Here is a 22,491-nt window from a genome sequence, read left to right as displayed (position 1 = left end):
GAAGCCGACGTGCTGGCCGCGACCGTCGCCTACGCACCCGCGATCGAGTTGATCGACTCACGGATCACCGACTGGAAGATCGGGTTGGCCGACACCATCTCCGACAACGCATCCTCGGCCGGGTTCGTCCTCGGCAAACAGCGCGTCGCCCCGGCCGATATCGACATCACCGCCATCGACGCGGTCCTGACCCGCAACGGTGAGGTCGTCGCCGAAGGCCGCAGCGACGCGGTCCTCGGCGATCCGGTGATCGCGGTGGCCTGGCTGGCACGCAAGGTCGCGACCTTCGGAGTGCGCCTCAAAGCCGGAGACATCGTGCTGCCCGGCTCCTGCACCCGCGCCATCGACGCCCGCCCCGGCGACGACTTCCACGCCGAATTCACCGGACTCGGTTCGGTCCGTTTGCGTTTCGCCTAGGGCGCCCCTCCGCCGCTGAGTCGACGCGGCAATCCAGTACTTCGCCGGTTCGCCGGCCCAAACTCGAGGAGGCTTACCGTGGCCAACGGGAAAGTCACAGCCGCGATCGTCGGATCCGGCAATATCAGCACCGATCTGCTCTACAAACTGTTGCGGTCGGAATCCATCGAACCCCGGTGGATGATCGGGATCGACCCGGCCAGTGAAGGGCTGAAGCGGGCTCGTGGGCTCGGCTTGGAGACCTCGGCCGAGGGTGTCGACTGGCTGCTCTCTCAACCGGAGAAGCCCGATCTTGTTTTCGAAGCGACCTCGGCCTATGTGCATCGTGCCGCCGCACCGCGATACGCCGAATTCGGCATTCGGGCAGTCGATTTGACTCCGGCCGCGGTCGGCCCGGCCGTTGTGCCGCCGGTCAATCTCGCCTCGTTGGTCGATGCACCGAACGTCAACATGATCACCTGTGGTGGGCAGGCGACGATTCCGATCGTGGCCGCTGTCTCGCGGGTGGTTCCGGTGCCCTACGCCGAAATCGTGGCGTCCGTGTCGTCGGTGTCGGCCGGCCCCGGCACCCGCGCCAATATCGATGAATTCACCAAGACGACCAGCCGGGGTGTGGAAACCATCGGCGGGGCCGAACGCGGCAAGGCGATCATCATCCTCAATCCGGCCGAACCGCCGATGATCATGCGCGACACAATTTTCTGCGCCATCCCCGAAGACGCCGACCACGCCGCGATCACCGACTCGATCCACCGTATGGTCGCCGACATCCAGCAGTACGTGCCCGGTTACCGGCTTCTGAACGAACCCCAATTCGACGAACCCTCCGTGATTTCCGGCGGCCTGGCGAAGGTTTCGGTGTTCGTGGAAGTCGAAGGCGCGGGCGATTTCCTGCCACCGTACGCGGGCAACCTCGACATCATGACCGCCGCCGCCACCAAGGTCGGCGAAGTCATGGCCGATCAGATCCACGCCGCCCGCGTGTGAGCGCGCACCCCTCCGCCCCGGCCTCGTTAGGAATTCCCATGCCGTACTCCGCTGACCTCGACATCCGCATCACCGACACCTGCCTGCGCGACGGGTCACACCACAAACGTCACCAATTCACGACCACCGAGGTCCGCGATATCGTCGCCGCCCTCGACGGTGCCGGTGTTCCCGTCATCGAAGTCACCCATGGCGACGGACTCGGCGGTTCCTCGTTCAACTACGGATTCTCCAAAACCCCTGAACAGGAACTGGTGCGAATCGCCGCCGACACCGCCGAGCAGGCCAAGATCGCGGTCCTGATGCTGCCCGGAGTGGGGGTCAAAGAGGACATCAAGGTCTCCCAGGACAACGGCGCCTCCATCTGCCGCATCGCCACGCACTGCACCGAAGCCGACGTCTCCATCCAGCATTTCGGCTACGCCCGCGACCTCGGTCTGGAAACCGTCGGGTTCCTCATGATGTCGCACACCCAAACCCCTGAGGCGCTGGCGAAGCAAGCACGCATCATGGCCGATGCCGGCTGCGAATGCGTCTACATCGTCGACTCCGCGGGCGCTCTGGTCCTCGAGCAGGTCTCCGACCGCGTGGCCGCCCTGGTCGCCGAACTCGGCAACGACGCCCGGGTCGGCTTCCACGGTCACGAAAACCTCGACCTCGCCGTCGCCAACAGCATCTACGCCATTCGCGCGGGCGCCACTCAAATCGACGGCAGCGCACGCCGCTTCGGTGCGGGCGCGGGCAATACCCCCGTCGAAGCCCTGGTCGGGGTCTGCGACAAACTCGGGATCAAAACCGGCATCGACTTCTTCGCCATCGCCGACGCCGCCGAAGATGTCGTGCGCCCGGCCATGCCGCAGGAATGCCTCCTGGACCGCCAGTCCCTCATGATGGGTTACGCGGGCGTCTATTCCAGCTTCCTCAAACACGCCGAACGCCAAGCCGAACGCTACAACGTCTCCGCCGCCGAAATGCTCGTCCGCGCGGGTGAACGCAAACTCGTCGGCGGGCAGGAAGACCAGCTCATCGACATCGCCCTCGAACTGCAACGCCGAGCCACGGTCTAGCCGCGGTCACCACCCGACGGCACTCGGGGTGAGATAGTCCGCGCCGCCGACATATATCGTCCGCCCGTCGGCGTCGTCGGACTCGGCCGCGGTCACGATCGCCGCGGCGAAATCCTCGACAGTCGGCAACGGGCCCGCCGCACGGCGTGACGCGACACTGCTCGCGTCACGCCGTTCCAGCAGCCGGACGATGATCGTGCCGTCGATCATGTCGCCGGACACCACAGTGAAACCGACTCCCCGCGACCGGAATTCGGGAATCAGCGCGCGCAGGGCATCCTCACCCGCGCGCTTGCTCTGCGCGATCGGTGCGTAACCCGCAGGCACATCGGACTTCTCGTGAATGAAGTGCGCCTGATGGCTGGTGACGAACACGATGCGTCCGCCCGAGGGCATCAAGGGCAGCATCGCCTTCGCGAGATCCACCTGCGCGTCCCGATTGAGGCGCAGCGCGTAGCCGGGGTCCGCGTCACGCTCGAGACCGCCGGAAGCATTGAGCACCAACACATCCAGCTGACCATGAGAGCGCTGGATTTCGGCCGCCATGGCCGCGACTTCATCGGACTCCGACACATCCGCGCCGATCGCTGAAGCACTCCCGCCGGTCGTCACGATCTCTCCGACGACGGTCTCGGCCCGCTTGCGTTTCTCCCGGAAGTTCACGAGCACGTGCGCACCGGTCGCACCGAACTGTCTCGCCGTCTCCGCACCGATTCCGCGCGAAGCCCCGGTCACCAGCACCACCCGCCGCGCCGTCGATTCCACCATCGTGCTCCTTCCGCCCGCATGCTTCTGATTCAGAAGCAACTATCGTGCTTCTGAATCAGAAGTGCAACCGGCGGACGATCTCGACGCCCGGTAGAAACCCCTGCTCCGCCAGGCCATTCGACCTATGCGGCGACGGTGATCACGATCTTCGCCCTGGCATGTTCGGACTCCATGTAGCTGATGGCTGCGGGCATCTCGGCGAGTGGGTAGGTCCGGTCGATGGCCGGGCGGACCTGACCCGACTCGATCAGTTCGCGGAGTTCTGTCAGCGACTCGGGACCCTGCTGAGCCAGCGGGGCGCGGATCGACGGTTTCACGAACGGCCGAGCCAGCTGGCCGAGCGCGAGCAAGCCGACCGGACCGAACACGCTCCCACCGTCGAAATTGCCACCGCCGGACAGAACGAGGGTGCCGGTGGGCTCGACCAGGCGAAGGAGTTCGCGTAGGCCCCGCGTGCCCGCCAGGTCGAGAACGGTGTCGTAGCGGCCGGTTACGGTCTCGCGGGTGTAGTCGATGACATGTGCGGCGCCGAGTGCCCGTGCCGCCTCCACATTGCGGGTGCTGCACACCCCGGTGACCTCGGCACCCCTGGCCCGGGCGATCTGGACCGCGAAGGTGCCGACCCCTCCGGAGGCACCGATGATCAACACCCGGTTTCCGGCGTCGACGTGACGCAGGCAGGTCAGCGCGGTGTTGGCGGCCAGTGGCACGGCCGCGGCTTCCTCGAAGCTCAGATTCTTCGGCTTCCGGTCGAGGAGAGCGCGCGGCACCGCGAGGTACTCCGCGAACGCACCGCTGACCGCCTCCCCGAACACCTCGTCGCCCACCGCCACATCGGTGACCCCGTCGCCCACCGCCTCGACCCTCCCCGCGAAATCCCCACCCTGCACCGGATTCGCCGGCCCCTTGCGACGGAACACCGACCGATCCATCCACCGCGCGATCTTCGGATCCCCCCGCATCACATGCCAATCCCGCGCATTCACCGACGCCGCACGAACCCGAACCAGCACCTCCCCCGCCCCCGCTTCCGGGCGCCCGACATCGGCCACCGCCAACATCGCCGACGACCCGTAAATCTGCTGCACGATTGCCTTCACCTCGACAACGCTAGGCGTCACGACCGCCCGCACACATCGGGGAATTCCCCGAGGTATTCCGGATTCAGGACGCCGTCCGATCGCCCGAATGCTTCTGATCCAGAACCAGCTATCGTGCTTCTGAATGAGAAGCGCAACCGGCGGTGACGAGACCGCAGAACCCTCCGCGAAGATCGTGGCCGCGATCGACCTGCTCGGACAGCGGTGGATGCTGCGCGTGATCTGGGAACTCGAGCCCGGTCCCCTCGGCTTCCTCGACCTGCGCCGCCGGATGGGCAATTGCTCGTCGAGCATGCTGTCCGACCGCCTCCAGCAACTGCAGTCCGCGGGCCTGACCCGCAAGAACGGACCGCGCGGCGCCTACGAACTCACCACCGAGGGCGCCCTCCTGGCCGAGTCCCTCCAGCAGGTCTGGGACTGGGCCGAACAATGGACACCCACCGGCGACGGCAACGGCCGAATCCCCTGGCGTCCCACCCGCTAGTTCATGGGTAGTTGATCACCACGCTGTGGGGGCGGCGTTTCCCGAGTGGCGGCCGCCACAGCGTGGTGATCGCACGTCCAGGATGTGCCGCGACGACCTGGGTCGGATCAGCGCGGCCGGGGGCACTTTCTTGGCGGCTCGGTGAGTGAGCACTTACCATCGGGGGCATGGTTCGCCTTCCGCTCAGTCCCGCCCAGGTCGAAGCCGGGCGTCGGCTGGGTCGGCGGTTGCGGACGGCCCGGGGCGATCGGGAACTCAACGAGGTCGCCGGGCGGGCAGGTATCTCTCCCGAAACCCTGCGCAAGATCGAGTCCGGGCGCATGCCCTCCCCCGCATTCGGCACCATCGTCGGCCTCGCCGAAGCACTCACGATCCCGCTCGCCGAGCTGGCCGAGGTCTACCGCGCCGAGAAGATCGCCGAATCTGCCTGAGCCGTTCGGGTTCGCGCTCGCTGATGGCGAGGTGCTGGAACGCCCTACCTGCGATGCATCGATTCTTCGTTGTCGTATCCCAGGGTGACGTCGTGGGTGATTTCTCCACGAGTGACCGCCACCTGACTCGCGACCGGTGGGTACCCGCGCGCGACGACCGTGTACTCACCCTCCGGCAGGTCGGGCACGAGGTAGCGGCCCTTCTCGTCGGTGCGAGTGGTGGCGGCGGGGTCGCCGCTGGAATCGAGGACGGTGATCTCGACATCCGCGACCGGGCGGTCGCCGTCGACCCAGGCCGAACCTGTCAGGATGGCCATCGGTTCCAGATCGATATCGCGGTGCAGTGAGCCGGTTTCCGGGACGGTCAGGGCGAGTGCTGTCGGGCGCATGTGATCGGCCACCGCGACCAAGGTGTACGTGCCGCTGACGACATCACGGCAGACGTAGGTACCGTCCTCACCGGTGATCGCCGCCCCGACCACCTCCCCCTCGGGATCGGTCAGGGTCACGGTCGCACCCCACAGTGGTTCGCCGCGGCGCGCCGAGCGCACCACCCCGGTGAGCTCACCCGCCCCGGTGAGCATCAGGTCGACGTGCTGGGCCCGCTCCCCGATCGATACGCTCACCGCCTCGGGCTGATGACCGGCGGCGGCCGCGATGAGGACATAGTTGCCCGGTCGCGGTGCCTCGATCATGTAGGCGCCGTCGGCGTCGCCGTTGCCGCGCGCCACCTGGTGACCGTGCTGATCGATCAGGGTGAGCGTCGCCGACGGGACCGGGCGGGCATCGTCACGGCGCAGCAGGCCCGCGATCACCCGACCCGTCGCACCGGGCCGCAGTTTGCCCGCCATCTCGTGTGCATCGTAGAGACTCACGTCCCGTAGCTGGGCACCTTCGTCGGCCTCGTCGGGCACCGGATCCTCTTGCAGCGGAATCTCTTTCATGAACACTAGGACCAGGCAGGCGACGATCGCCAGATCGGCGGCCAGCAGGAACACGGTGTGCATCGAGTCGGTGAAACCCTCGAGGATCGGGATCCGCAGGTGGTCGGGCAGGGCCGCGATGCCGCTGGTGTCGCTCTGCAGGGCCTCGAGCCGGGCGGCGTCGAAACCCGGCGGGAGGGTGCCGCCGAACGCGCTCAGGATGGAACCGGGCAGGCGATCGAACAGCACGGTGAGGAACACCGCGACGCCGAGGGTGCCACCGAGCTGCCGGAAGAACGTGGCCGCCGCCGTCGACACACCCATCTCGGTGCGCCCGACCGCATTCTGCGCGGCGATCACGAGTGTCTGCATGCAACCGCCGAGCCCGAAACCCATGATCGCGCTGTAGGCGAGCGGCTGCCACAGCGGACCGTCGTAGGTGATGCGGGCGAACAATCCGCAGCCGATGGCCAGGATCAGCGCGCCGAGCACCGGCAGCACCTTGTAGCGCCCGCTGGCCTTGGTGATCAGGCCCGACAGCTGGGCGCCGACCATGATGCCGAGCACCAGGGGCAGCATCAGCAGCCCCGCCTCGGTGGGCGAGAACCCGCGCACCACCTGCAGGTATTGCGGAACCATCGTGATGGCCCCGAACATGGCGACACCGATGAGGAATCCGCCGAGAATAGCGACGCTGAAGGTGGAACTACGGAACAACCGCAGCGGGATCAGCGCCGCGTCCTTCATCAGGAACTCGACGATGACGAACACCAGCAGCCCGCCCACGCAGATGCCGTAGCAGAGCAGCGATTTCGGGGACGTCCAACCCCACAGCCTGCCCTGCTCGGCGACGATCAGCAGCGGCACCACCCCGACGACCAGTGCCAAAGCACCGAACCAGTCGATCCGACTGCGCTGCCGGGTGTGGCCGACGTTGAGCACCCGCCACACCACCAGGAACGCGAGCAGACCCACCGGCACGTTGACCAGGAAAACCCAGCGCCAGCCCTCGATACCGCCGAGGCTCTCGTAGTCGGACAGGAACCCGCCGACCACCGGCCCGAGCACCGTCGCGATGCCGAAGACCATGAGGAAGTAGCCCTGGTAGCGGACCCGTTCACGGGCGGGCACGATGTCACCGACGATGGTGAACGCCAACGACATCAGCCCGCCGGCGCCGAGCCCCTGGAACGCCCGGCACCCGGCCAGCTGGTACATGGTCTGGGCGAAGCAGCAGGCCGCCGATCCGATGACGAACAGTGCGATCGCCAGCAGATAGAACGGTTTACGCCCGTAGATGTCGGCGAGTTTGCCGTAGAGGGGCGTGGTGACGGTCGCGGTGATGAGGTATGCCGTTGTCGCCCAGGCCTGTTCGTCGAAGCCGTCGAGGCTGTTCGCGATCCGCACGATCGCGACGCTGACGATGTTCTGATCGAGTGCGGCCAGGAACACCCCGAGTAGCAGGCCGGACAGAATGGTGAGTGTCTGGCGGTGCGTGAGGCGTGGTTCGGCGACGACGGTATCGGTCATGGAAAAGCCCTGGTTCTGATCGGCTGGCTGGTGGGTGTCGATCATTCGGCCCACGCAAGGGCCGACAACCCCGCTGCGAGGAAAACTTTGCGCCGCGGGTGGAACTCTTCATGCGCTGGTGGCCAGAGCTTACCCACGCCGGATTCGCGGCCGTCACCGAGGGATCAAGTTACCGTTCATTTCGCGCCGAAACGGTAGGCGGCGGCAATCAGTTCCGCCAGCCGTGGATCGCGAGCTTCGTCGAGCGAATGCACCACTACCAGGTGATTCCAGCGGGCACGGCCCACCTGTGTCACCCGGTAGACCGGTGCGTGCGCCATTTCCCGGTCGAGCGCGAGCATGATCTGCACGGTGCCTTCGGGATTCTTTCCGGTGACGTTGTAGAGCCACACCCACGCGAACTTCCGCGCGACGGCGAATACGATCTGCGAGGCCACCGACACCTCGACCGGACCATTGCTCGCGATCAATTCGCGCAGTACTCCGAAGATCTCACGCGAGTGCGGTTTGCCCGAAAAGTACGCCTCGACGGATTCGCTCATCGCGGTACGGACGGGGTCGCGGTGGTGAGCCGGTCGGCGAGGGTGGACAGGGTCTCCGAACAGCCGGCCGGAATGCGCACGGCGGCCAGGTCGTCGGCGCGGGTTGCGCCGCGGTTCACGATCACCACCGGCACACCGTTCTTCGCGGCGCGGCGAACGAATCGCAGCCCGGACATCACGGTGAGTGACGAACCTGCTACCAGCAGCGCCTCGGCCTCGTCCACCAGGGCGAAGGCCGCCGCCACCCGCTCGGCGGGAACGGTTTCGCCGAAGTAGACGATGTCGGGCTTGAGCATTCCGCCGCACCGGGCGCAGTCGAGCATCCGGAAGCGGTCGGTGTCGGTGACCACCGCGTCCGCGTCGGGCGCGACCTCGATACCGCCGCCGTGCGAAACCTCGTCGGCGAAATGGGGATTGGCCGCCTCCAGCTGTTCGGCCAGCGTCATGCGGGAGATCACCGCCGCACAGCGCAGGCAGCACACGCGGGCGTACGTGCCGTGCAGGTCGATGACCCGGCGAGCACCTGCTTTCGTGTGCAGCAGGTCGACGTTCTGGGTGATCACAGCCGAGACCACGTCCGCGTGTTCCAGCCGGGCCAGCGCGCGGTGGCCCGGATTCGGGCGGGCGGCGTCCATCCGCCGCCAGCCGATGTGGTTGCGGGCCCAGTACCGCTGCCGGAAGGCGGCGTCGCCGACGAACTGCTGGTAGGTCATCGGATTGCGGGGTGGTGAATCGGGGCCGCGGTAGTCGGGGATGCCGCTGTCGGTGCTCAAACCCGCCCCCGACACCACCACGACGCGGCGTCCGGCCAGCAGCTCGGCCGCACGCTCCACCAGGTCCCGGGTGGGCTCGCCCATGAAGTCATGGTACGAGTGGGCGGGCGCGGGGCGGCACGCCGGTGGAGTTGCGTGGCGAGCGGGTGCGGCGACATGATGACTCATCTGCCCGGCGATGTCAGAGGAAACTGGTGTCCGACAACGACGAACACGGCCGAAGCGCGCTCAACGGCGCGGTCGACGGGACCATTGTCGCCGTCCGCCGCATGTTCTATGTCCTCGGTGACGAGGTCGACCGCTCCGAGGGCCCGATCGAATTCACCTTCCACAACGGTGCCACCCTGCTGCTCGATTCCGGGGTGGACGGCTCGGAACTGCGGATCCGGTCGGCACCGTGGCGTGATCCGTTCGAACCGCTCGTCGACCCGGTCAATATCGAATACGTCGCCGAATCGGGCAAATACACCGCGTTCGATGTCACCGACGAAGAACCGTACAGCGCCTTCACCGGCCGCCGCGTCGATGCCGTCTCGGTCGTCCCCCTGCCCGACGGCCGACCGCGCGCCGCGACTCTGTACCTCGGCGAGGCCGTGGTGAAAGCGGAAACGGTGGCCGACGAAGTGATCGTCACCCTGGTGCCCGCATGACGGGCTTCGCCCACCGCATGCGCCGATTGTTCGGCACCGGAACGGATTCCGCACCGACCGTGTTCGAGACGACGCCGTTGCGGCCGGAGTTCGCCGGCGAGCACCTGCCGGGGAACCGGGTATGGGACGGCACTCACGTCACCTATCTCGATGAGCAAGCGCGCCTGCGGTTCCGGCTCCACACCCGCGACGGGCTGCTCCACACCGCCGACGGCGCCCTGTTCGACACCACGGCGGCCAGTACCCTGTGGTCACCGGAAGGCGGCCGGGCGATCTTCGTCATGGACGCCGCGGGCACGCTGTACTCCTCGCCCCAGCACCTGCTCGGCCTGTTCCACCATTCGAGTTTCCTGGCCGGTGGCCCGGTGGCCGCCGCAGGTGAGATCGTGGCGCGGCAGGGCCGGGTGTTGCTGGTGTCGGATCACAGCACGCACTATCGGCCCCCGCGACGCTTCACCCGGCAGGTTCCGCTCGCCTTGCGTGCCCAGGGCATCGAAGCCGGCGACCTGCCCCTCGAAATGCGTTCGCAGGAACCGTGATCGGCGGGCTCAGTGCCCCGACGCCAGTTCCGCCAGCACCGTGTCGGTGAGCTTGTCGATGACGGCGCCGCGGATCTGGTGGCTCTCGTTGGCCAGTGCCGTGGTGGTGCACATCCCGAACGCGCCGTCGGCGTCGTAGAGCACGGCCGCGCCCGCCGCGATCCCGTCGTCGCTGAGGTGACCTTCCGCCTCGATGCCCATCTCGACGCCGATCGGCATGCGCGAGAACGTGATCGACACGTCGGTATTGATGAAACCGATGCCGTCGGTGCCCCAGTTGGTGACCAGACTCGTCTGCTCGCCCGTCATCGCGGCGTAGCAGAACGGGGAGGACTCCTCACCGGCGACGACCGGGATGTTGCGTACCCATTTGCGTTTACGGGTGTCGTTCTGGTGCTCGGTCATCCGGATCGACCAGCCGTCGGCATGGCCGTCGCTGCCGAACAGGTGCAGCCCCTCCTCGATCGCCGCGCGCGCGTCCGGCGGCGGCAGCGGCCGCTCCCGGTCGGGCCGCCACACCGCACCGGGCGGCTGCGCCGAGCGTTTCAGCAGCAACGCGCTACCCCTGGCCACCACCGCGTCGCCCGAGCGCAGGCTGACGGCGACCGCGCGCACGCGCTTGCCGTCACGCACCAGCTCGCTCTCGACGGTCAACGGCACGGCGGGCACCGCGCGGTGCAGATCGACGGTGAACCGGGCGGGCACGAACTCCTCGGTGCAGTACCGCGCCTCCACCTCCCGCGCCATCAACCCGCACACCGGCGGCCCCGACAGCGTCTTGGGGCCCCACAGGCTCAGCGAGAACCTGGTCGGCTCGAACACCGCGCCCGTGCGGGTGAAGTACGCCGGTGAGGTGGTCATGGCGACCCTTTCCGGCCAGGGTGTTTCCCGGGCTCACCCGCCAAGATTAGAACGCGTTGCAGTTTTACGGCAACCCACTCGCGTTCGCCGTCGATCACGAGACCTGGGTGAGTTCCCCGACCCGAGTTCAGGGTCGGCACCGGATGTCTCCGATACGACGTCGGCCTAGCGTCGACGGCACACCCGCGAGGAGAACACCATGCGAAAACTCACTGTCGCGCTCACGGCCACGACCGTCTACGCCGTGCTGGCGACCCTGGTGGTGTGCACCACGATCGCCGAAACGGTCTTCCTGTACCCGAACTACTTCCACGACATTCCGGCATCGCTGGAGGTGGGCGAGGCATTCACCGCCGTGGTCTCGGTCGGCGATGTGATGCGCCCGCTGGGGATGTTCCTGACCCTGAGCGCTGTGCTCGCCGTGGCTGCCGGTGTGTGGTCGGGGCGCGCCCGCGGCTGGCTGCTCGCGTCGCTGGTGCCGTTCGTCTCGGGGATGTTTCTGCTGTCGATGCTGTACCTGTGGCCGCGCTGGCCGATCCTGTTCGAGGATCGCGCCCTGTACACGGTCGACGAATTGCACCGCACGGTCACCGAGATCGAGGTCGCGCACGCGGTGCGCATCGCCTGCGCCCTGCTCACCGCGCTCTTCGCCGTGATCGCGGCCCTGCGGATCTACCGTGACCGGATTCTCCTGCAGACCGCGCAGGCGGACTATTCGAGTTCACCCTCGGTCTCGAGGTAGATCTGGCGCAGCTTGTCCAGGGTTTCCGGTTCGGGGTGTTCCCAGAGCTTGCGCTCGGCCGCCTCGAGCAGTCGTTCGGCGATGCCGTGCAGCGCCCACGGGTTGGACTGCTCCATGAACTTGCGGTTCACATCGTCGAAAACGTAGCTCTCGGAAAGCTTTTCGTACATCCAGTCGGCGACGACATTGGTGGTGGCGTCGTAACCGAACAGGTAGTCGACGGTCGCGGCCATCTCGAAGGCACCCTTGTAGCCGTGGCGGCGCATCGCCTCGAGCCAGCGCGGGTTCACCACGCGCGCACGGAACACGCGGGTGGTTTCCTCCGAGAGGGTGCGGGTGCGCACCGCGTCGGGGCGGGTGGAGTCGCCGATGTAGGCCTCGGGGTTCTTCCCGGTGAGCGCGCGCACCGTGGCGACCATGCCGCCGTGGTACTGGAAGTAGTCGTCGGAGTCGGCGATGTCGTGCTCGCGGGTGTCGGTGTTCTTGGCCGCCACCGCGATTCGCTTGTACGCGGTGCGCATGTCGTCGGCGGCGGGAGCGCCGTCGAGGTCGCGGCCGTAGGCGTAGCCGCCCCAGGTGGTGTACACCTGCGCGAGGTCGTCGTCGGTGCGCCAGCTCTTGGAGTCGATGAGCTGCAGCAGGCCCGCGCCGTAGGTACCGGGCTTGGAACCGAAGATGCGGGTGGTGGCGCGGCGGGCATCGCCGTGCTCGGCCAGGTCCGCATCGGCATGGGCGCGAACGTAATTGGCGTCGGCCGGTTCGTCGAGCGCGGCGACGAGGCGGACGGCGTCGTCGAGCAGGGCGAGGACGTGCGGGAAGGCGTCGCGGAAGAAGCCGGAGATGCGCACGGTGACGTCGATGCGCGGGCGACCGAGTTCGTCCAGGGAGATCACCTCGAGCGAGGTGACGCGGCGGCTCGCCTCGTCCCACACCGGCCGCACGCCGAGCAGCGCGAAGACTTCGGCGATGTCGTCGCCGGAGGTGCGCATGGCCGAGGTGCCCCACACCGACAGGCCGACCGACTTCGGGTACTCGCCGTGGTCGGCCAGGTAGCGGGCGAGCAGGGACTCGGCCATGGCCTGACCCGTCTCCCACGCCAGTCGCGACGGGACGGCCTTCGGATCGACGGAGTAGAAGTTGCGTCCGGTCGGCAACACGTTGATGAGACCGCGCAGGGGTGAACCACTCGGTCCCGCGGGGATGAAACCGCCGTTGAGGGCGTGCAGGACCCGGGCGATCTCGATGCCGGTCTCGCGCAGACGGGGCACGACCTCGGTCGCAGCGAACCGCAACACGGTCTTCACCGCCGCAAGACGCCCGCTCACCGCGACGCCGCCCGCCGACTCGGGCGCGGACGAATCCTCCACTCCCCCAGCGAGAATCGCGGTGGCGTAGTCGTCGACCAGCGCGTCAACGGCAGCCACGGACCAGTCCGTCGCCTGCAGGGCTGCGAGCAGCTCACGGGCGCGGGCTTCCACTACATCCACGCGGGTGCGGGCTTCGTCACCGGCTTCGCTGAGCCCCAACGCTTCTCGCAGGCCGGGCACGTTCTGTTCGCCGCCCCACAGCTGGCGGGCACGCAGCATGGCCAGCACCAGGTCGAGTTCCATCTCGCCCTCGGGGGCCTGACCCAGGATGTGCAGGCCGTCGCGGATCTGCACGTCTTTGATCTCGCAGAGCCAGCCGTCGACGTGCAGGAGCATGTCGTCGAAGACGTCCTCGTCGGGGCGTTCGGCCAGGCCGAGGTCGTGGTCCATCTTGGCCGCGCGCATCAGGGTCCAGATCTGCTGGCGGATGGCGGGCAGTTTGGCCGGGTCGAGGGCCGAGATGTTGGCGTGCTCGTCGAGCAGTTGCTCCAGGCGCGAGATGTCGCCGTAGGTTTCGGCGCGAGCCATCGGCGGGATGAGGTGGTCGACGAGGGTGGCGTGGGCGCGGCGCTTGGCCTGGGTGCCCTCACCTGGGTCGTTCACCAGGAACGGGTAGATCAGCGGCAGATCGCCGAGGGCGGCGTCGGTGCCACAGGACGCGGACATACCGAGGGTCTTGCCCGGCAGCCATTCCAGGTTGCCGTGCTTGCCGAGGTGCACCATCGCGTCGGCACCGAAACCGTCGGCCGACGACAGCCACCGGTAGGCCGCCAGGTAATGGTGGCTCGGCGGCAGATCGGGGTCGTGATAGATGGCGACCGGGTTCTCCCCGAAACCGCGCGGTGGCTGCACCATCAGCACCACATTGCCGAAACGCAGTGCGGCGATGACGATCTCGCCCTTCGGGTCGGCCGACCGGTCCACATACAGTTCGCCCGGCGGCGGCCCCCACGCCTCCACCACGGCTTCGCGCAGGTCGGCGGGCAGCGACTCGAACCAGCGGGTGTAGACGGTCGCGCCGATGCGGATCGGATTGCCCTCTAGCTGTTCGGCGCTGAGCCAGTCGGGATCCTGGCCGCCCGCCGCGATCAGGGCGTGGATCAGGGCGTCACCGTCGCCTTCGGCGAGGCCGGGAATCTCGGCGATGTCGCCGAGGTCGTAACCGGCGGAACGCATTTCGGTGAGCAGCCGGATGGCGCTGGCCGGGGTGTCGAGGCCGACGGCGTTGCCGATGCGGGCGTGCTTGGTCGGGTAGGCCGACAGCATGAGCGCGATCCGCTTGTCGCCGTTGGGAATATGACGCAGGCGTGCGTGGCGCACCGCGATCCCGGCGACGCGGGCGGCACGTTCGGGATCGGGGACATAGGTGGACAGACCGTCCTCGTCGAACTCCTTGAACGAGAACGGGACCGTGATGATGCGCCCGTCGAACTCCGGGACCGCGACCTGGGTGGCGACATCGAGCGGGGACAGGCCGTCGTCGTTGGCCTCCCACTGGGCGCGCGGGCTGGTCAGGCACAGGCCCTGCAGGATCGGCACGTCGAGGGCGGCGAGCGCGGCCACGTCCCAGGCCTCGTCGTCGCCACCGGCCGACGCGGTGGCGGGCTTGCTGCCGCCCGCGGCGAGCACGGTGACCACCAGGGCGTCGGCCCGGCCGAGGAGGGTGAGCAGTTCTGGCTCGGCGGTCCGCAGCGACGCCGCGTACACGGGAAGGGCGCGGGCACCCTTGGCTTCGATGGCCGTGCACAGGGCATCGACGTAGCCGGTGTTGCCCGCCAGGTGCTGGGCGCGGTAGTAGACGACGGCGACCGTGGGGGCGTGCGGTTCGAGGATGCGCGCCGAGCGCTCGAGCTCACCCCACGTGGGCAGCTGGACCGGCGGCTCGAACCCGTGACCGGTGAGCAACACGGTGTCGGACAGGAAGTTGTAGAGCTGACGCAGGTTGTCGGCGCCACCCGCGGCGAGATAGTTGTGGGCGTCGGCGGCGACACCGACCGGCACGGTGGAACATTCCATCAGTTCCGCGTCGGGTGCGATCTCGCCGCCGAGGGCGACCATCGGAATACCGCTGGCCCGCACCGCGTCCAGGCCCTCTTCCCAGGCACGTTTGCCGCCGAGGATGCGCACGATCACCAGGTCGACGCCGTCGAGCAGCTGCCCGAGATCCTCGACCAGCAGCCGGGCGGGGTTGCCCCACCGGTACTCGGCGCCGCTCGCGCGGGCGCTCAGCAGGTCGGTGTCGGAGGTGGACAGCAGCAGGATCACAGGGTGAGACCTTCCTCGGGTTGACGCGCCCATCGGGTTGCGGTGCTCGCCGGAGAGGGTCTGGCTGTTCACAGTGGCGCGACCGCACCGGATTTCCACCGGTTTCCTCGACGCCCGCCGAGCAAGTCGATGGTACTGGCCCGGACGCGCCCGCAACTTTCCAGCCCGCGTCCGGGGTCGCTCAGGCGGCTTCGGCGCGGTCCGCGAGTTTGAGCCAGACCACTCCCGCGATCACCACGGCGAGCCAGAACGCTTTGAGCGGGGTGAGCGTTTCCTCGAAGAACACCGGTCCGAGGAGTGCGGCGCCGACGGCGCCGATGCCCGCCCAGACGGCATAGCCGATGCCTACGTCGATCGTTTTCAGCGCGACGCTGAGGGCGAAGAGGGTGAGGAGGAAGAAGACGATCGCCACCAGCGACCAGGTGAGCACGGTGAAACCGTGGCTGCCGCCGACGGCGAGGGCATATCCGACTTCGAAGGCGCCTGCGAGCAGCAGGACGAGCCAGGCGGTGGCGGGGGTGCGGTTCTCGGTGATCATTGTTCGGCCTTTCGGTGAGAAGTGGGTGAGGACGAGGTTGCTCAGGCGCCGCTGCTGAGCTGCAGGCCGACGACACCGCCGATGACGATCACGATGCCGACCGCCTTTCGCCAGTCGACTCGTTGGCCGAACAGCACCGCTCCGAGAGCGACGATGCCGACACCGGCCAGGGAGGTCCAGATCGCGTAGCCGGCGCCGACGTCGAAGGTGAGCAGCGCCAGGCTCAGGAAGTAGGTCGCGATCGCGCCGCTGACCAGTGTGGCGACGGTCCATCGAATATCGGTGAAGCCCTTCGCTTTTCCGGCGGCCAGAGCGACGGTGACCTCGAAGACGACGGCGATGGCGAGGTAGAGCCAGTTCACGATAATGCCTTTCTATGGTTGTACATACATATACGTGCCGAGCGGAAACCCTTACGGCATGTCAGGTCAGTTCAGGAGTTCCGGTGCCCCGTTCGACGCGCGAGCAGCGCATCGAACATCGGCGACAGCTCTTCGGCGTCGTCGAGCAGACGTTCCAGTTGGAGTTGGAAGGGTTCGCGCGCGTCCCTGACGAGCGCCTCCCCCTCCTCGGTGATCACGGCGTACACACCGCGCCCGTCCTCCGAACACAAGTCCCGCCGCGTGAACCCTCGCGCCTCGAGCCGCCCCAGCAATCGGGTCACCGAACTCTGATTCAATCCGATCCGATGGGCCAGCTCGCTGACCCGGATCTCCTTGTCCGGTGCGGCGGCAAGCTGCCGGAGCGCGTGGTACTCGGTGAGACCGATGCCGTGGTGCAGCGTCAGCCATTTACCGAGGCCCGAATCGACGGTCGCGACGAGAGCGGAAGCACGGAACCAGCCGTCGACCGGGTCGCCGACCGAGGGGGTTCCTCGTTCCGTAAGTCCATGCTTGTGCATGCACTTAACCTAGCAGTCAACCTGCCGGGCCGCAACCCGGCAGGTCGAGCGATCAAGGGGCCGGTTTACACGGCATGGCGAGGGTGCGGAGGTCGCCGTCGTCGGCGGAGCGGATATGGGCGGGGAGGTCGGGGGCGGACAGGTCGAGCATGATGTCGGGACCGATCGCGCCCGCGATGGCCGGGTAGAGGGTGGTTACTGCGAAGTGGACGGTGATCGGTGGGCCGGAGACCGTCGCACGCAGCTCGGTGGGCGGGTTCGGCGGGGCGTCCTGGGTCGACGCGTCCGGGCTCGGCACCGAGATCGTGGCCGTGTCCGGGGAATCGAAGCGCAGAGTCACGATCGGTGAGTCCGCGCGTTCCAGCGTTTCCAGCAGGTGCGCGCGGTCGAGGACGGCTCTGGTCGGGGTCGAGGGCAGGGCTGCCAGCATGCGGCGGTAGTCGGGGAACTCCTCGGGCGAGCGGGGGCAGCGCTGACTCGCCGCCGAATCCTCGGTGGCAGTGCGGAATTCGATGGAATCGGGCGTGGGACGCAGGATCACCGTGTGCTGGCGGCGCAGCCAGGAGGCGGTGGCACGCAGTTCGGCGGCGTCGATGGTCGCGGACCACTCCGCCGTCGCCGAGGACATCGGGCGCAGGGTTCGCGAGGCCAGTCGGTAGCGGTCGGTGGCGGTGAGGATCAGTTCGTCGGGGCGTGCTTCGAACAGGATGGTGTCGAGCACGGGCAGGGCCGGATCGGTGAGGGTTGCCGTGGAGACCTGGTCGATGGCTGCCGCGAGCGCCGGTCCGCCGACCCGCACGGCCTGGTCGGGTTCGGTGCCGTGGTCACTTGGGTCCGGCAACGGTGGGGAATCCACACCGAGCGCGCGGTGAGCGGCGGCGGCCGCGGCGTCGAACTCCCTGCGGCGGCAGTGCATTTCGGCGAGATGGGCGTCGAGGAGGTCGGCGGCCCTCGCTGCGTCGGGTTCGGCGAGCACCGCCGCGACAGTCGGCAACGGCATGTCGACGGCGCGCAGGTGGCGGATCAGGCAGGCGGGACCGGCCTGGTCGGAGGTGTAGTAGCGGTAGCCGGTGTCCTCGTCCACCAGGGCGGGAACGAGGACTCCGGCGTCGGCGTAGAAGCGCAGAGCGCTGGCGTTCAGTCCGCAGACGCGGGCGAACGCTCCGATGGTGATCAGTTCGGTGTCAGGCACCGGCTCATGATCGGGGTTGCAGCGACTCGAAGGTCAAGACGAACCGTCGCGGGTGCCCGCGGCGACCATCTCGGGCGAACCGGTGCCCAGGTGGCGGTAGACGTTGGCGATGACCAGCTGGCCGAGGGCGTTGTTGCCGTAGCCGCCGATCACCGCGCCGATCCCGGCGGGGATGAGGGTGCCGAAGAGCAGCAGTCCGCGTTTGACCAGGTAGTTGACGATGAACCGTTTGGCAGGCCCGTCGGGCATGCTCGACAGGCCGGGAATGTGGTCGGTGACGACGGCGAGCCACTGGCCCTTCGTGTGGCCGGCGGTCTGTTCGAGGACTTTGGTGCCCGACTCGCCGAGCACCACCTTCGATACCAATCGCTCCTGGCGCGGATCCTCCGGCGCGATGCCGTACGCCGCGGCGGCGCCCACCGAGAACACCGAGGATGCCTCCACGAAGACGGCGGTGTCCACACCGGTGGCGGCGAGGCCGATCAACGTGCCGATGCCGGGGACGGCGGCGGTGAGCCCCACCGTCACGCCGCTGGCGGTGACGACAACGAGGTACTGGCGCGACAGCCGCTGCACGAGTTCCACCGGTGAATCGTCGGGGTGCCTGCTCCCCAGCCAGTCGACGTAACGCCGCACCACCGGTGCTTGCGCATGGGCGACCTTGTCGAGCGCGGGAACTACACGCTTGTCCACGAATTCACGCAGCATGCGGTTGACCTCTCCTGTCGGCACTGCTCCGGCGGCGATCCGCCACTCACACTAGGCGGATACCGTTTCCTTCCGGTGTGCAAACACGAGCACGTCGCGCGGTACCACCGATGAGTTCGGCGGCGACGTCCCGTCTCTTCCTCTGAAACAGCAGCTCAACGGAGAAGGATGTCGCCCATGTCGAACAACTCGCAGAGCACCGGCCGCAGAGTCGTGGCGGAGGTCACCGTGTCGATGGACGGATACAGCGGCAGCGGACCCGACGACGACATGAGCTGGTGCATGGATTACATCACCAGCCCGCAGACCGAGATCACCTACGAGGGTATCTGGCGCGGCGCCGACACCGTCGTCCTCGGGCGTACCAATTGGGAAGGCTTCACGGCGGTGTGGCCGGGCATCACCGCGGATCCGGGCAGTTCCGCCCGCACCCGTGAGCTCGGTGCATGGCTCGCGACCGTCGAGAAGGTCGTCTTCACCAAGACCCTCGAACAATCCGACCTGGACAAGGCCGAGTGGAGCAACGCCAGAATCGGTCGCGACCCGGAAGCGGACGTGCGTGCGCTCAAAGCGGCGCCGGGGCGCGACATCCTGGTCACCAACAGCGCCAGCATCATTCAGTGCCTGCTGCGCGCCGATCTGGTCGACGACCTCTACCTCACCATCGTTCCCACGACGCTCGGCGGCGGCCTGCGCCTGCTGCCCGACAACTACGCGTCGACCTGGCGCCTCGCCGCCGCGTCCACCTTCCCCGACTCGGGCGCCGTGTCCGTGCACTACGCCCGGCCCTGACGCCGGATCGGTCGCGGAGGGCACCGGCGCTGGTCGTAGGCTGGGGAATCATGACCAGGAGCACTCCCGACTCTTGCCCAGGGGTTCTGCGGCTACACGAGGCCGCGGACGGACCGTTGGCGCGGATCCGTGTGCCCGGCGGACGCCTGGAGTCCGCACAGGTACAGGTGCTCGCCGAGGCGGCGCACGACCTCGGGAACGGCGATCTGGAACTGACCTCGCGGGGCAATGTGCAGTTGCGTCAGGTGCGTGACGCCGGTGAACTGGCAGCCCGGCTGGCGACGGCGGGGCTGCTGCCGAGCCGGACGCACGAGCGGGTGCGCAATATCGTCGCCTCACCGCTGTCGGGGCGGGTGGGCGGATTCGCCGACGTGCACGGGCTGGCCACCGATCTCGATATCGGTTTGCAGGCCGACGCACGGTTGGCCGACCTGCCCGGCCGCGTCCTGTTCACCCTCGACGACGGACGTGGTGACGTGAGCACGCTGCGCGGCGATATCGGGATCCAAGCCGTCGGTGACGGATTCGCGGTGCTGCTCGCCGGCGCCGACACCGGCATCCGCGTCACACCCGACGAGGCCGTCACCGTCATGCTCGACGCCGCCCGTGGCTTTCTCGATCTGCGGGCGGAATCCGGGCAGTGGCGGTTGCACGAGATCCCCGGCGGTGTCGAGAAGGTCATCGAGACCCTCGACCGCTCCCCCGCCGGCGCCCCCTTGGAACTCGGTGCGACACACGACATTCCGATCGGCTGGCTCGAACAGGACAACGGACTGGTCGCCCTCGGGGCCGGTGTTCGTCTCGGCACCCTGCCCGCGCGGGTCGCCGAATTCCTGGCCGCCGTCGAACGCCCCGTCTTCCTCACCCCGTGGCGCAGCGTGGTGTTGCCCGACCTCGAGGAAGGCCCCGCGGAGACGGTAGTCCGGGTGCTTGCGCCGATGGGTTTGATCTTCGATGCCCGTTCACCGTGGTTGCAGGTGAGCGCCTGCGCGGGTCGCCCCGGCTGCGCCAAGTCCCACACCGATGTCCGCGCCGACCTCACCGACGCCGTCGAGACCGGCCGGGCGCTCCCCGGCGAGGCGGAACGGCCGAACCCCGCCGAGGCCTCCCTCGACGCTGCGGAGGTTGCCGTGGCGGGCCGTCAGCACTGGTCGGGATGCGAGCGCCGCTGCGGCCGCCCGACCGGACCGGTCACCGACATCGTCGCCACCGGTAACGGCTACCACGTCGACGCGGACTAGGTCAGATCGGCGTTGCCCTCGATCACCTTCAGCAGGTAGTGGAACTTGCTGATCCGCCAGCCCGCAGGGGTGCGGCGGACGGCGAGGGCGTAGCTGCCGATGAAGGTGCGGGTCTTGCCGTTGGTCGCGGAGTTGTTCACGTGTACGGCGATGGAGTCGGCGTGGGCGGTCGCCTCGTCACCGTCGACGTCGATCAGGTAGTTGCCTGCCTGATGGTGCACGGCGTCGAGGGCGTCCAGGCCAGCCTTCCAGTTGGCGGCGATGTCCTTCGACGAACGGATCGAGACCCCGTCACCGAAACCGCCGTCGAAGTCGACCTCGTCGGTGAAGACCTCGGCAACCAGGTCGTCCCAGCGCTTCCGATCGCAGTACACGAACATCCGGGTGATCGTCTCGGTGATCGCCGAAGTGTCTGCGAGAGTGTTCGATTCGGTCATGGGGGCGAGCTTAGAACGCCGTCCGCAGGCATGCATCCCTACGAAAACCGCTCGACTCCGTGATCGGCACGGCCCTACGCTGACCTCCTCGAAACGAGGGGGTTTCCATGTCCACACTGCGAGTGACGGCCGAGCGGCTCGTCGTCGTCCCACACCCGAACGCCGACCGGTTGGAGCTGGCCCAGGTCGGGCTGTACCGGGCCGTCGTTGCCAAGGGGCAGTTCGTCACCGGCGACCACGCCGTCTACATTCCGGAACAGGCGATCGTGCCGGACCCGCTGATCGCCGAGCTGGGTCTCACCGGCAAATTGGCTGGGGCACAGCGCAATCGGGTGAAGGCGGTGCGGTTGCGCGGTGAGGTGTCCCAGGGCATCGTCTGCACACCGATCGCCCTGTCGGGCACGGATCTCGCGGCGGCGGCCGAGGCGCGCACCGACTTCGCCGCCGAGCTCGGTGTGACCAAATGGGCTCCGCCGGTTCCGGTTTCGATGTCGGGACAGGTGGAACCCGCTCCGGACCTGCTGCGCTGGATCGATGTGGAGAACATCAAGCGGTTCCCCGACATCTTCACCGTGGGCGAGCCGGTGGTGGCGACGGAGAAGATCCACGGCACCGCCTTTCTGCTCACCCATCTGCGCGCCGAGGACCGGATCCTGGTGTCGTCCAAGGGAATCGGTGGCCGGTCGCAAGCCCTGATCCGCACCGAGGGCAACCTGTACTGGCGGGCGGTGCACAGCCATCGGCTCGACGAGGCCGCCCGCGTGCTCGCCGACGCCCTCGACGCCGACCGGGTCGGGCTCTTCGGTGAGGTGTTCGGGGCGGGTGTGCAGGACCTGCACTACGGTGCGTCGGCCGCGCACGACGACACGCTGGGTTTCGCCCTGTTCGACCTCGCGGTCGAGCAGGCGGGTGCGCCGGTGCGCTGGCTCGACCACCGCGAGATCGGTTCCCTGCTCGGCGAACTCGACCTCGACGTCCCGCGCGTACCGGTCCTCTACGAAGGCCCCTACGACGCGGAGTTGTTGCTGAAGCTGGCCGAGGGCACCGAGACCGTCAGCGGGTCGGGCGGCAATATCCGCGAGGGGCTGGTGGTGCGTGCCGCGCGCGAACGGCACTCGCCCGTGCTCGGCGGCCGTGCCATCGGCAAGATCGTCTCCGACGCGTACCTGCTGCGCGACGGTGGCACCGAGTTCGAATGATCGGATCGGCCGGGGAACCCAGTGCTCCCCGGCCGGT

The 22,491-nt window shown here is 68.0% G+C and carries 24 protein-coding genes; 11 read left to right on the top strand and 13 right to left on the bottom strand.

Features of this window, described 5'->3' with window-relative positions; genetic code table 11:
- The 3 genes from AB0I19_RS09755 to dmpG form a co-directional block, all read left to right on the top strand.
- Nucleotides 1-417 (top strand): fumarylacetoacetate hydrolase family protein (locus tag AB0I19_RS09755; protein WP_357146639.1); only part of this gene is annotated, 417 nt, incomplete at its 5' end.
- 78 nt (nucleotides 418-495) lie between these two features.
- The gene (locus tag AB0I19_RS09750) at nucleotides 496-1,404 is read left to right on the top strand and encodes an acetaldehyde dehydrogenase (acetylating) (protein ID WP_357146636.1); all 909 of its coding nucleotides are present in this window, start codon (nucleotides 496-498) and stop codon (nucleotides 1,402-1,404) included.
- 38 nt (nucleotides 1,405-1,442) lie between these two features.
- Nucleotides 1,443-2,471, top strand: coding sequence for a 4-hydroxy-2-oxovalerate aldolase (gene dmpG, locus AB0I19_RS09745; protein ID WP_357146634.1), 1,029 nt, complete (start codon nucleotides 1,443-1,445; stop codon nucleotides 2,469-2,471).
- Nucleotides 2,472-2,477: 6 nt separating this feature from the next.
- On the opposite strand, the gene AB0I19_RS09740 is transcribed toward dmpG, so the two are convergent.
- Both AB0I19_RS09740 and AB0I19_RS09735 read right to left on the bottom strand, forming a co-directional pair.
- Nucleotides 2,478-3,239 (bottom strand): SDR family oxidoreductase, encoded by a 762-nt coding sequence (locus AB0I19_RS09740; protein ID WP_357146631.1) that lies wholly within the window; start codon nucleotides 3,237-3,239, stop codon nucleotides 2,478-2,480.
- Between the two features lie 122 nt (nucleotides 3,240-3,361).
- Nucleotides 3,362-4,327 carry an NAD(P)-dependent alcohol dehydrogenase gene (locus tag AB0I19_RS09735; RefSeq protein WP_357146628.1) on the bottom strand — a complete coding sequence of 322 codons (966 nt, stop codon included), beginning with the start codon at nucleotides 4,325-4,327 and terminating at the stop codon, nucleotides 3,362-3,364.
- 136 nt (nucleotides 4,328-4,463) lie between these two features.
- Here AB0I19_RS09735 and AB0I19_RS09730 point away from each other — a divergent pair, with 136 nt between their 5' ends.
- Both AB0I19_RS09730 and AB0I19_RS09725 read left to right on the top strand, forming a co-directional pair.
- On the top strand, nucleotides 4,464-4,823 hold the full coding sequence (locus tag AB0I19_RS09730) for a helix-turn-helix domain-containing protein (protein WP_067635646.1): 360 nt from the start codon (nucleotides 4,464-4,466) through the stop codon (nucleotides 4,821-4,823).
- A 167-nt stretch (nucleotides 4,824-4,990) separates the two neighbouring features.
- Nucleotides 4,991-5,254: a helix-turn-helix transcriptional regulator gene (locus AB0I19_RS09725; protein WP_357146625.1), complete on the top strand. Its 264-nt coding sequence runs from the start codon at nucleotides 4,991-4,993 to the stop codon at nucleotides 5,252-5,254.
- Between the two features lie 44 nt (nucleotides 5,255-5,298).
- Here AB0I19_RS09725 and AB0I19_RS09720 read toward each other — a convergent pair whose 3' ends face one another.
- The 3 genes from AB0I19_RS09720 to AB0I19_RS09710 form a co-directional block, all read right to left on the bottom strand.
- On the bottom strand, nucleotides 5,299-7,707 hold the full coding sequence (locus AB0I19_RS09720; RefSeq protein WP_067635760.1) for an MFS transporter: 2,409 nt from the start codon (nucleotides 7,705-7,707) through the stop codon (nucleotides 5,299-5,301).
- A 176-nt stretch (nucleotides 7,708-7,883) separates the two neighbouring features.
- Nucleotides 7,884-8,249 (bottom strand): DUF5655 domain-containing protein, encoded by a 366-nt coding sequence (locus AB0I19_RS09715; RefSeq protein WP_357146623.1) that lies wholly within the window; start codon nucleotides 8,247-8,249, stop codon nucleotides 7,884-7,886.
- The gene (locus AB0I19_RS09710) at nucleotides 8,246-9,106 is read right to left on the bottom strand and encodes an NAD-dependent protein deacetylase (RefSeq protein ID WP_357146620.1); all 861 of its coding nucleotides are present in this window, start codon (nucleotides 9,104-9,106) and stop codon (nucleotides 8,246-8,248) included. Before AB0I19_RS09710 ends, AB0I19_RS09715 begins: the two co-directional genes overlap by 4 nt.
- 110 nt (nucleotides 9,107-9,216) lie before the next feature.
- Here AB0I19_RS09710 and AB0I19_RS09705 point away from each other — a divergent pair, with 110 nt between their 5' ends.
- Entirely contained in the window at nucleotides 9,217-9,672 is a 456-nt protein-coding gene (locus AB0I19_RS09705; protein ID WP_067492129.1) for a hypothetical protein, read from the top strand.
- Nucleotides 9,669-10,211: a hypothetical protein gene (locus AB0I19_RS09700; RefSeq protein WP_357146617.1), complete on the top strand. Its 543-nt coding sequence runs from the start codon at nucleotides 9,669-9,671 to the stop codon at nucleotides 10,209-10,211. Before AB0I19_RS09705 ends, AB0I19_RS09700 begins: the two co-directional genes overlap by 4 nt.
- A gap of 9 nt (nucleotides 10,212-10,220) precedes the next feature.
- On the opposite strand, the gene AB0I19_RS09695 is transcribed toward AB0I19_RS09700, so the two are convergent.
- Nucleotides 10,221-11,072 (bottom strand): acyl-CoA thioesterase domain-containing protein, encoded by an 852-nt coding sequence (locus tag AB0I19_RS09695; RefSeq protein WP_357146614.1) that lies wholly within the window; start codon nucleotides 11,070-11,072, stop codon nucleotides 10,221-10,223.
- 199 nt (nucleotides 11,073-11,271) lie between these two features.
- On the opposite strand from AB0I19_RS09695, the gene AB0I19_RS09690 reads away from it, so the two are divergent.
- Entirely contained in the window at nucleotides 11,272-11,814 is a 543-nt protein-coding gene (locus AB0I19_RS09690) for a hypothetical protein (protein ID WP_357146611.1), read from the top strand.
- On the opposite strand, the gene cobN is transcribed toward AB0I19_RS09690, so the two are convergent.
- The 6 genes from cobN to AB0I19_RS09660 form a co-directional block, all read right to left on the bottom strand.
- Nucleotides 11,784-15,446, bottom strand: a complete 3,663-nt coding sequence (gene cobN / locus AB0I19_RS09685; protein ID WP_357146608.1) for a cobaltochelatase subunit CobN — start codon at nucleotides 15,444-15,446, stop codon at nucleotides 11,784-11,786. The two genes, AB0I19_RS09690 and cobN, sit on opposite strands and share 31 nt — an antisense overlap.
- 181 nt (nucleotides 15,447-15,627) lie before the next feature.
- Nucleotides 15,628-15,984: a multidrug efflux SMR transporter gene (locus AB0I19_RS09680; RefSeq protein ID WP_357146606.1), complete on the bottom strand. Its 357-nt coding sequence runs from the start codon at nucleotides 15,982-15,984 to the stop codon at nucleotides 15,628-15,630.
- Between the two features lie 41 nt (nucleotides 15,985-16,025).
- Nucleotides 16,026-16,346: an SMR family transporter gene (locus AB0I19_RS09675; RefSeq protein ID WP_357146603.1), complete on the bottom strand. Its 321-nt coding sequence runs from the start codon at nucleotides 16,344-16,346 to the stop codon at nucleotides 16,026-16,028.
- A 71-nt stretch (nucleotides 16,347-16,417) separates the two neighbouring features.
- Nucleotides 16,418-16,885 carry a MarR family transcriptional regulator gene (locus tag AB0I19_RS09670; RefSeq protein ID WP_357146601.1) on the bottom strand — a complete coding sequence of 156 codons (468 nt, stop codon included), beginning with the start codon at nucleotides 16,883-16,885 and terminating at the stop codon, nucleotides 16,418-16,420.
- A gap of 52 nt (nucleotides 16,886-16,937) precedes the next feature.
- Complete coding sequence (locus AB0I19_RS09665; protein ID WP_357146598.1) at nucleotides 16,938-18,077, bottom strand: MerR family transcriptional regulator; 1,140 nt, start codon at nucleotides 18,075-18,077, stop codon at nucleotides 16,938-16,940.
- Between the two features lie 33 nt (nucleotides 18,078-18,110).
- Nucleotides 18,111-18,785: a hypothetical protein gene (locus AB0I19_RS09660; protein ID WP_357146595.1), complete on the bottom strand. Its 675-nt coding sequence runs from the start codon at nucleotides 18,783-18,785 to the stop codon at nucleotides 18,111-18,113.
- A gap of 177 nt (nucleotides 18,786-18,962) precedes the next feature.
- Between AB0I19_RS09660 and AB0I19_RS09655 the strand changes: the two genes are divergently transcribed.
- Nucleotides 18,963-19,577 (top strand): dihydrofolate reductase family protein, encoded by a 615-nt coding sequence (locus tag AB0I19_RS09655; RefSeq protein ID WP_357146592.1) that lies wholly within the window; start codon nucleotides 18,963-18,965, stop codon nucleotides 19,575-19,577.
- Between the two features lie 50 nt (nucleotides 19,578-19,627).
- Nucleotides 19,628-20,818, top strand: coding sequence for a precorrin-3B synthase (cobG, locus tag AB0I19_RS09650; RefSeq protein ID WP_357146589.1), 1,191 nt, complete (start codon nucleotides 19,628-19,630; stop codon nucleotides 20,816-20,818).
- Here cobG and AB0I19_RS09645 read toward each other — a convergent pair.
- Nucleotides 20,815-21,255, bottom strand: coding sequence for a nuclear transport factor 2 family protein (locus tag AB0I19_RS09645; protein WP_357146586.1), 441 nt, complete (start codon nucleotides 21,253-21,255; stop codon nucleotides 20,815-20,817). The genes cobG and AB0I19_RS09645 overlap by 4 nt on opposite strands.
- Before the next feature lie 107 nt (nucleotides 21,256-21,362).
- On the opposite strand from AB0I19_RS09645, the gene AB0I19_RS09640 reads away from it, so the two are divergent.
- A complete protein-coding gene (locus tag AB0I19_RS09640) occupies nucleotides 21,363-22,454 on the top strand; it encodes an RNA ligase (ATP) (protein WP_357146583.1) in 1,092 nt (363 codons plus the stop codon).
- Nucleotides 22,455-22,491: the final 37 nt, after the last annotated feature.

This window comes from Nocardia sp. NPDC050413 (assembly GCF_040655475.1).
In the GTDB taxonomy this organism is placed as follows: domain Bacteria; phylum Actinomycetota; class Actinomycetes; order Mycobacteriales; family Mycobacteriaceae; genus Nocardia; species Nocardia coubleae.
The sequence above is the reverse complement of the archived record's forward strand: the minus strand, read 5'-3'. Positions and strand labels throughout refer to the sequence as shown.

Coding starts and splice junctions, on each gene's coding strand:
- dmpG (WP_357146634.1), top strand. CDS start 1,443: ATGCCGTACTCCGCTGACCTCGACATCCGCATCACCGACACCTGCCTG.
- AB0I19_RS09740 (WP_357146631.1), bottom strand. CDS start 3,239: ATGGTGGAATCGACGGCGCGGCGGGTGGTGCTGGTGACCGGGGCTTCG.
- AB0I19_RS09730 (WP_067635646.1), top strand. CDS start 4,464: ATGAGAAGCGCAACCGGCGGTGACGAGACCGCAGAACCCTCCGCGAAG.
- AB0I19_RS09725 (WP_357146625.1), top strand. CDS start 4,991: ATGGTTCGCCTTCCGCTCAGTCCCGCCCAGGTCGAAGCCGGGCGTCGG.
- AB0I19_RS09720 (WP_067635760.1), bottom strand. CDS start 7,707: ATGACCGATACCGTCGTCGCCGAACCACGCCTCACGCACCGCCAGACA.
- AB0I19_RS09715 (WP_357146623.1), bottom strand. CDS start 8,249: ATGAGCGAATCCGTCGAGGCGTACTTTTCGGGCAAACCGCACTCGCGT.
- AB0I19_RS09710 (WP_357146620.1), bottom strand. CDS start 9,106: ATGGGCGAGCCCACCCGGGACCTGGTGGAGCGTGCGGCCGAGCTGCTG.
- AB0I19_RS09700 (WP_357146617.1), top strand. CDS start 9,669: ATGACGGGCTTCGCCCACCGCATGCGCCGATTGTTCGGCACCGGAACG.
- AB0I19_RS09695 (WP_357146614.1), bottom strand. CDS start 11,072: ATGACCACCTCACCGGCGTACTTCACCCGCACGGGCGCGGTGTTCGAG.
- AB0I19_RS09690 (WP_357146611.1), top strand. CDS start 11,272: ATGCGAAAACTCACTGTCGCGCTCACGGCCACGACCGTCTACGCCGTG.
- AB0I19_RS09680 (WP_357146606.1), bottom strand. CDS start 15,984: ATGATCACCGAGAACCGCACCCCCGCCACCGCCTGGCTCGTCCTGCTG.
- AB0I19_RS09670 (WP_357146601.1), bottom strand. CDS start 16,885: ATGCACAAGCATGGACTTACGGAACGAGGAACCCCCTCGGTCGGCGAC.
- AB0I19_RS09660 (WP_357146595.1), bottom strand. CDS start 18,785: ATGCTGCGTGAATTCGTGGACAAGCGTGTAGTTCCCGCGCTCGACAAG.
- AB0I19_RS09655 (WP_357146592.1), top strand. CDS start 18,963: ATGTCGAACAACTCGCAGAGCACCGGCCGCAGAGTCGTGGCGGAGGTC.
- cobG (WP_357146589.1), top strand. CDS start 19,628: ATGACCAGGAGCACTCCCGACTCTTGCCCAGGGGTTCTGCGGCTACAC.
- AB0I19_RS09645 (WP_357146586.1), bottom strand. CDS start 21,255: ATGACCGAATCGAACACTCTCGCAGACACTTCGGCGATCACCGAGACG.
- AB0I19_RS09640 (WP_357146583.1), top strand. CDS start 21,363: ATGTCCACACTGCGAGTGACGGCCGAGCGGCTCGTCGTCGTCCCACAC.